General features: G+C 61.5%; 7 protein-coding genes. 2 read left to right on the forward strand and 5 right to left on the reverse strand.

Annotated features, from left to right (window positions below):
• Positions 1-444, reverse strand: coding sequence for a hypothetical protein (locus B4393_RS17425; protein ID WP_133052588.1), 444 nt, complete (start codon positions 442-444; stop codon positions 1-3).
• A gap of 154 nt (positions 445-598) precedes the next feature.
• On the opposite strand from B4393_RS17425, the gene B4393_RS17430 reads away from it, so the two are divergent.
• Positions 599-1,153, forward strand: coding sequence for an LGFP repeat-containing protein (locus B4393_RS17430; protein ID WP_078335109.1), 555 nt, complete (start codon positions 599-601; stop codon positions 1,151-1,153).
• Positions 1,154-1,336: 183 nt separating this feature from the next.
• Positions 1,337-1,549, forward strand: coding sequence for a CsbD family protein (locus tag B4393_RS17435; RefSeq protein ID WP_070935356.1), 213 nt, complete (start codon positions 1,337-1,339; stop codon positions 1,547-1,549).
• A gap of 23 nt (positions 1,550-1,572) precedes the next feature.
• On the opposite strand, the gene B4393_RS17440 is transcribed toward B4393_RS17435, so the two are convergent.
• The 4 genes from B4393_RS17440 to B4393_RS17455 form a co-directional block, all read right to left on the reverse strand.
• The gene (locus B4393_RS17440) at positions 1,573-1,812 is read right to left on the reverse strand and encodes a hypothetical protein (protein ID WP_078335110.1); all 240 of its coding nucleotides are present in this window, start codon (positions 1,810-1,812) and stop codon (positions 1,573-1,575) included.
• Between the two features lie 95 nt (positions 1,813-1,907).
• The gene (locus B4393_RS17445) at positions 1,908-2,261 is read right to left on the reverse strand and encodes a hypothetical protein (protein ID WP_078335111.1); all 354 of its coding nucleotides are present in this window, start codon (positions 2,259-2,261) and stop codon (positions 1,908-1,910) included.
• Between the two features lie 144 nt (positions 2,262-2,405).
• Positions 2,406-2,801: a hypothetical protein gene (locus B4393_RS17450; RefSeq protein ID WP_078335112.1), complete on the reverse strand. Its 396-nt coding sequence runs from the start codon at positions 2,799-2,801 to the stop codon at positions 2,406-2,408.
• Positions 2,798-6,028: a YIP1 family protein gene (locus B4393_RS17455; RefSeq protein ID WP_413816154.1), complete on the reverse strand. Its 3,231-nt coding sequence runs from the start codon at positions 6,026-6,028 to the stop codon at positions 2,798-2,800. The genes B4393_RS17450 and B4393_RS17455 overlap by 4 nt, the downstream gene beginning before the upstream one ends.
• Between the last annotated feature and the right edge of the window lie 283 nt (positions 6,029-6,311).

Here is a 6,311-nt window from a genome sequence, read left to right on the forward strand (position 1 = left end):
TCAAGATCTGCCGGGGCCGCCGCCGACGGGCCCGTTCATGTCGGCGGGGCCGCTGGGTGAACCGCCGGCGGCCCCGTTGACACCGGCGGGGCCATTGGAGGAACCTCCCGCCGAATCGCCGCCCGGACCACCGCTGGGAGGAATATTCATGTCGGCGGAACCGCCGATGGGACCGCTTGGTGAACCACCGATGGGACCGGTCACGTCGGAGCGGTCAGAGGTTCCAATGGGACCTGTCACGTCCGAAACCCCGGAGGAATCGCCGTCAGGATCAGCCACCTCGGAACCGCCGGGGAGCGCCACCACCGTGGAAAGGACGCCGCCGCGGCTGCCGTGGTTGGTGGCGACGGCCCCGCCGACGAACAGAGTCAAGACCCCGCACACCACCAGCGCTCGTCCCAACACCCGGTGGCGGTCTATGTGGCGTGAAGACTCACCTCTCATAGCAACAAACCCTAGTTTATTCTGTAAACAATTGCTAGCATCGTCGGACGCCGGAGGTTTATTCGCTGCGTAAATGTCTTGCCGGGCAAGATCGGCGTGATTGCAGTGCGTGTTTGTTGCAAAAGATCGATCACACAACCAAGGAGAGAAGTAGATGCGCGTGAGAAAGTTGCATGCCACCGCGTTGCCCGTGGCAGTCGGTATCGTCGCCCTAGCCGCGGTGGGCTGCTCACACAAGACTGGTGACGCGCCTTCGCTCAGTTCTGCTAGCTCGGCGGCTTCGTCGGCGATTTCGTCCATCAGCGCACCACCCTCGGAGAAGCCCAGCACCACACAGATTCCGGGCAAAAACGGCACTCCTTACACCGTGGAGGGGCCGATCCTAGCCAAGTGGAACACTCTGAACGATGTTCAGAAGAAGGACTTGGGCGCACCGTATGACAACCAGAAGGACACCCTGGACCGTAGCGGCGTCTATCAGCAGTTTGACGGCGGCGTGCTGATCTACCGCAACGGAGAACCGGTCTATTTCGTGTGGGGCAAGATCCGAGACGCATGGAATGACAATCAAGCCTCACAAGGCAAACTTGGCTATCCCACCGCCGATGAGGTGACCGAGGCCGACGGCTCGTTTAAGTCCAGCTTCGAGCACGGAACGATCACTTTCAAAACCGGCGATGCCACCGCGAAAGTCTCACTTACAAACTGAGTAACTAGCAGAACGTCAGCACTGGCGCGGGTCGTCGGAGGCCGCCGAAAACACCGCCGACGAGCCGCGCTGCTGACAACAGCGGAATCGACCGGGCAGGACAGGCTGATCGCCCTTCCTCGGTCGCACTTCAGAATTATGTCGGTAGCTTCGTTCTACAAACTGTGAGAAAGGTTGGAAAACATGGGGATTGCTGATGACGCCCAGAACAAGTTCGATGATCTTAAGGGCCGCGCTAAGGAAGCCGCCGGTTCCGTCACCAACGACGATGATCTGAAAGCTGAAGGACAAGCCGAGCAAGGTATCGCCTCTGCCAAGCAAAAGATCGCTGACGCCGCCGATAAAGTCAAAGACGGTGTTGAGGCCGTCAAGGACAAGCTAACCGGAAACGGCTAACCAAACCGCAGTCACGGGTTTTCTCAACGTGAGGTTGCGCCGCGCGAATCGCCTAGCGAAAACCTCGCAGCAAGCGCACGCTGACCCTCAACTATCAAGTGCTTGGCGTTGTAGTGCGCGGCGAACCGTTGCGCGAGATCGGGCACGCGCACGTCGTATTCAGTCGTCGCGGTGCCGTCGGGCTGCGGCTTGATCTGCCCCACACCGTCAATCAAGCCGGTGCACGGGATCGAGGCGTTGCAGCGCGGGCAATAGAGCACCATCTACATCGGATCCACGGCGCGCCTGCATCTCTTCCACCCTGCGTGGTTCGGCTTCTCGTTCAGCTTGGCGACGACGTCGCCGTAGGCCTGTTCGGCTACACCTTAGGTAGAAGCGATTCAGCGAGTTGCTTTCCTTTGTCGGTGAGGTTGAGCCAGGCCACGTAATCCCAGACACCGTTTTCGTCGTAGTGGCCGATGTATTCGGCCCGGATACGGTCTAGTGCTTCATCAATGGGAATGTCCCACGGGACGAAGCCGGCGCCGCGTTCTACGGTGCCGACTTGGTATAGCCCCGCACTCACAAGGTCGGCCACAATGTTGAGCGACTCGGCTTGTAGTTCGCCGACCGACGCGTCTGGGTTGGCCAGATAGACCAGCCGATGCACACGGTAGAAGTAAACCCAATCATCCAGGCCGTCCATCAAGACAGCGTCACGCGCGTTGTTCATACAGCGCCTTCCGAACTGCGTTAAGCCGCAGCCGCTATAACCCCTGGTGGGGCGGGTTGCCAGATTCGGTTGTCGCGCAGCAAAGCCCACAGCACGTCGACAAAGGCGTTGGGCCACCTGCCCGGTCGAGCTGGACACACATCGTCATCTCGACGGCGGCAATCCGTCTTCAGACAACGGCACAGGACAATTTGCGCCGAAATTCCCTACATGTTCGTTAAAGGTGAATATCTGGTAAGTGCACCCGTCGTCTTGGGCTTCGAACGCTCTGCCTGCTGCCCACTTGCCGTAGATCGGGAACTCGCGAGCGGGTAGATCAAGCCTGGTTTGGTCTTGTTTGGTCAGTTGGCGATACTGAAAGGCGTTATCTGACTCGCAGATCGCCACCGCCAGGCGAGGTGTTTCGAAGCTGCTGACGGTGTCCTGTCCGGTGTCACACAACTCCGGTGCGGCATGAGCGGTGACCGGAACAGTACACATCACGCCCACGACCAGCAGGGGTGCCAAAGGAAACGCCGCCAGGACGTGTGTCCGCGTCATTGGACACCGAGCGCGTCAGCGATTTTCGTGGCATCGGTGATGTACCGCGTATAAACGCTCCCGTCCGTGGAGAACGATCCCTGCACTCTTTGAGCAAGCACGCCGAGGTTACTCATGTCCTGCCAGCCGGGAACTTTCAACAACGCTGAATAGAATTTTTGGGCTGATGTGGTGGGGTTCAGCAGCTCCGGCATAGTGCCCCACATGTCCAACTGCTGCTGGAACAGACCCAGTGACGCGTGATCACTAGGCACATGACCATCTGGGTATGTCTGCGCGCCAGGGAAATTCAAGGATTCGCGGAGCCGATCCACGCTCATCCCTGACGCGATTGGATCGTGGCCACCGTTCGCGATATTCGGGTTGTTAGCAGCCATTTTCGTCCACTGGTTCCAGACAGGCGAACCAGGTATGTAGTACGAGCCATCATTGGGCAGGTTGTAGTAGCTGCTCTCATCCAGGGATACAGCCAGCGCGGTGATAATCGCATTGCGGTTGACGCCCTTATCTGACATACCTTGTCCGGCTTGGATGATCTTCTGGATATTGCCGATCTGTGTGTCGTCGTAGCCCAAGTCCCGCAATTTCGACACGTCGACCGGTGGTGACGTGGACATCGTAGGCGGCGCGGAAGCGGTTGACGGCGAGGGTGCGGGAGTACTTGAGGGCGGACCCGGTGATTCCGTCGTTGGCGTGCTCGTTGCCGGTGGAGCCGGGGGCGTCTCCGGGCCCGGCGCTGGCGGTTCGGGTACCGGTCCGGGCGCGGTGACTGGCGGAGTCAGGTGAGGCTCCGGCGTTGATGAGCTGGTCGGAGGTGGCGCCGGCGGCATAGTCGATGGTGTCGTCGGCGTGATCGTCCTGGGCACCTCAGGGTAGTTGGGTGGAGTCGGTGAAGGGGGTGGCGGAGGCGGATCCATTGGTGCCGGCGCCAGGTGACCACCGGGCCCGGAACCACCGCTCATGGCTACCGTCGTACCGCTTTCTGACAGCAGATCGCTGGCACTGGACGTATCGGGCACTCCGCTGGTGCCGAGGCTGGAGATGGTGTTGACCGCGCCCGCGCCTTGCGAGGTCAAGTTCGCCACCTGTCCCACTGCGCCGGTGATTTGTTCGGCTTGTTGGTCGAGCTGGGCGAGCTGCTGCATCTGGGGTTTCAGCTGTGGGTTGGCGTCGCCGACCGCCTGGGCGACCTGATCAGCTTCGCCCTGAGCGGTTTTCACAATCTGGCTGCCTGCATTAATAGCGTCTGCGGTGCCCTGCACACCTCGGGAGACACCTTGAACCAGCGTGATGGCGTCTTGTGGGTTGACCGCTCCGGACTGCGCCGACGACGCCAGGGAAGCACCGGCCTGCGCGGCCGACCCGAAGCCCTGCGCGGCCTGCCCAGATGATTCGCCGATCTGCTGCCCCGACTGCACATAGGTCTGCACATCACCGGGAAGGCCTTGCACCGCTTGGGATGCATCCTGCCCAAACGCCTGAGTATCGGGCCCCTGCTGTTCGTCCTGCTTACGGCGTCGTGTCGAGGCCGCACCCATCAACAACGCGGACAGGTCGTTATTGCTCGACTGGTTGTCCTGATCCTGCTGCTGGTCTTTGTCGCCTTTCTTTTTGTCCTTGGACGGGGTCTTGGGCAGTTTTTGGTTGCCGTTCTGTTTCTGCTGCCCCTGCTGTTGCAACTGTTTGGTCAGATCGTCGATGCGTTGGCGGTCCTGGGTGCCCTGCTGCTGTTGGTCCTGTAGCTGCCGGGTCAACTCGTCAAGACGCTGCTGATCAGACTTATTCGGCGACTGCTGATCAGGTTGCTGCCCGGTGTTGTTCTGCGGCGGCTGGTTTTGGGATGGCTGCTGCTGGGGCTGTTGAGCACCCTGGTTACCGCTCTGCGCGCCTTGGTTGGCTTGCCCGCCTTGCGATCCTGGGTTGAAATCCGGGTTCGGCTTGCCCGGCCCCTGGGTGTGCGGGGTGGCGTTTTGGTAGTCCGGGATTTGGGTGCCGTGTGCGGGCTGGTCCCAGCCTTGCTGAGGCCCCTGCTGTCCACCTTGACCACCAGTGCTTTGGCTCACCGAGGGCGCTTGGGTGTTGTAGATCGAGATTCCCGAATTTTGATCTAGCGGGGCTTGGTTAGAGCCGTAGTTACCGCCCTGATAATCCGGCATCTGGTTGGGCATCTGCGGCGGCTGAAACTGGGAAGCATTGGGCCCGTACGAATTAGACCCATTGGAGCCACCCCCGCAATCTGGTGGGCACTGGGCGTGCGCTTGGGGCACCGTGGCCGGGGTAAACCAGCCCAAGCCCAACCCGCTGGCCGAGAACATCAGCACGGCAACGACACCGGCGACAGCGGCAGTCTTTTCAGACGCCGCCGTGGCCCAGGCGTACAGCCCTTCCAGGCCTTTCCACCAGCCCAGGTTCGCCCCCACACCCCACACCAGCACAGCAGCGATAGCTGCAGCCGCGGCGAATGTGTTGGCGCCCATGATCGTGGGGGCCAGTTTCGGGGTCAGCCACGCCGCCATGATGATTAGAGCGATGCCACCGGCTACAAGGGCGGCGACCAGCGCGGGATGTGATTGCGCGTTCTTGTCGGCAGTGGTTGGGTCGCGATGTGCAGCAGGGCTTTCGGATCTCATCAGTCCGGCATCGGCAAGGACCTCCCCGGTCAAACCGGCCAGATACTTACCGCCGGTGATCAGTGTCGCCCCCGCCAGGACCGCGACCAGCATCTGCCCGGCGCCCAGTGCCAGCGACCACCCCGACTCACCGGATGTCGACTCCCACCACTGGGTGTATCCGCCGCGCAGCGCCCACCACAAGCCGACCGCCCCGACGATAATCCCGAGCGCCGCGACCGTAGATTGCGCCGGCTCAGGCAACCGCTGATTGCCCGCCTCGAATGCGGCGTCGATGAGCGGCTTGGCGCCCCAGGCGGCCAGCTTGACCCCGCCGCCCAAGGCCGAGAGCCACAGCAGCAACGCGCCGACCCATACCAGCCAGTCCCCTACCTGGTCGCCGGCCCGGTACAAGCTATGCATGCCAGCCACACTGGCGAGCACCAGGGCGGCCCCGGCAGCGAAAGCTGCCAGACGGTGACCAGCGTCCCCGGCGCGACTCGAATGCAGCTCGCGGCTGCTTTCAGGAAATTCGGCGGCCCCAGCGCTAGTTGACGTCAAGGTGCGGCAATTGGTTACGGCAGTCAGGTGTTCTGTTGATCTGTCGTAACCGGCCACAATCTTCTCCGTCAAGTCTAGGCAAAGAAACTGGACGCAACAGTACCGGCATCAACTGACAGTCGTCTACTTGGATAGCAAACATCAAATAGAGGAGGGTGCTGGTCGGTCACCCGGCGCGCCGGACTCGTTCGCAGCGCCGATGGGTCACCTTCTCGGATTGCTTCTCGTTGAGTTTGGCTACTACGTCGTCGTAGGCGTAGAGCTTCTTGCAGCCCGGCGTCCAGGTCTGGTAACGCTGCCCGTCGGCGTGTAGGTAGGACCGTGGCGCTACCCGGCCGGG

It is taken from the genome of Mycobacteroides franklinii, assembly GCF_002013895.1.
GTDB classification, from domain to species: Bacteria; Actinomycetota; Actinomycetes; order Mycobacteriales; family Mycobacteriaceae; genus Mycobacterium; species Mycobacterium franklinii.

Bases quoted from the DNA above. Each gene is read 5' to 3' on its own strand.
- B4393_RS17440 (WP_078335110.1), bottom strand. From the start codon at position 1,812: ATGGTGCTCTATTGCCCGCGCTGCAACGCCTCGATCCCGTGCACCGGC.
- B4393_RS17450 (WP_078335112.1), bottom strand. From the start codon at position 2,801: ATGACGCGGACACACGTCCTGGCGGCGTTTCCTTTGGCACCCCTGCTG.
- B4393_RS17430 (WP_078335109.1), top strand. From the start codon at position 599: ATGCGCGTGAGAAAGTTGCATGCCACCGCGTTGCCCGTGGCAGTCGGT.
- B4393_RS17435 (WP_070935356.1), top strand. From the start codon at position 1,337: ATGGGGATTGCTGATGACGCCCAGAACAAGTTCGATGATCTTAAGGGC.
- B4393_RS17425 (WP_133052588.1), bottom strand. From the start codon at position 444: ATGAGAGGTGAGTCTTCACGCCACATAGACCGCCACCGGGTGTTGGGA.
- B4393_RS17445 (WP_078335111.1), bottom strand. From the start codon at position 2,261: ATGAACAACGCGCGTGACGCTGTCTTGATGGACGGCCTGGATGATTGG.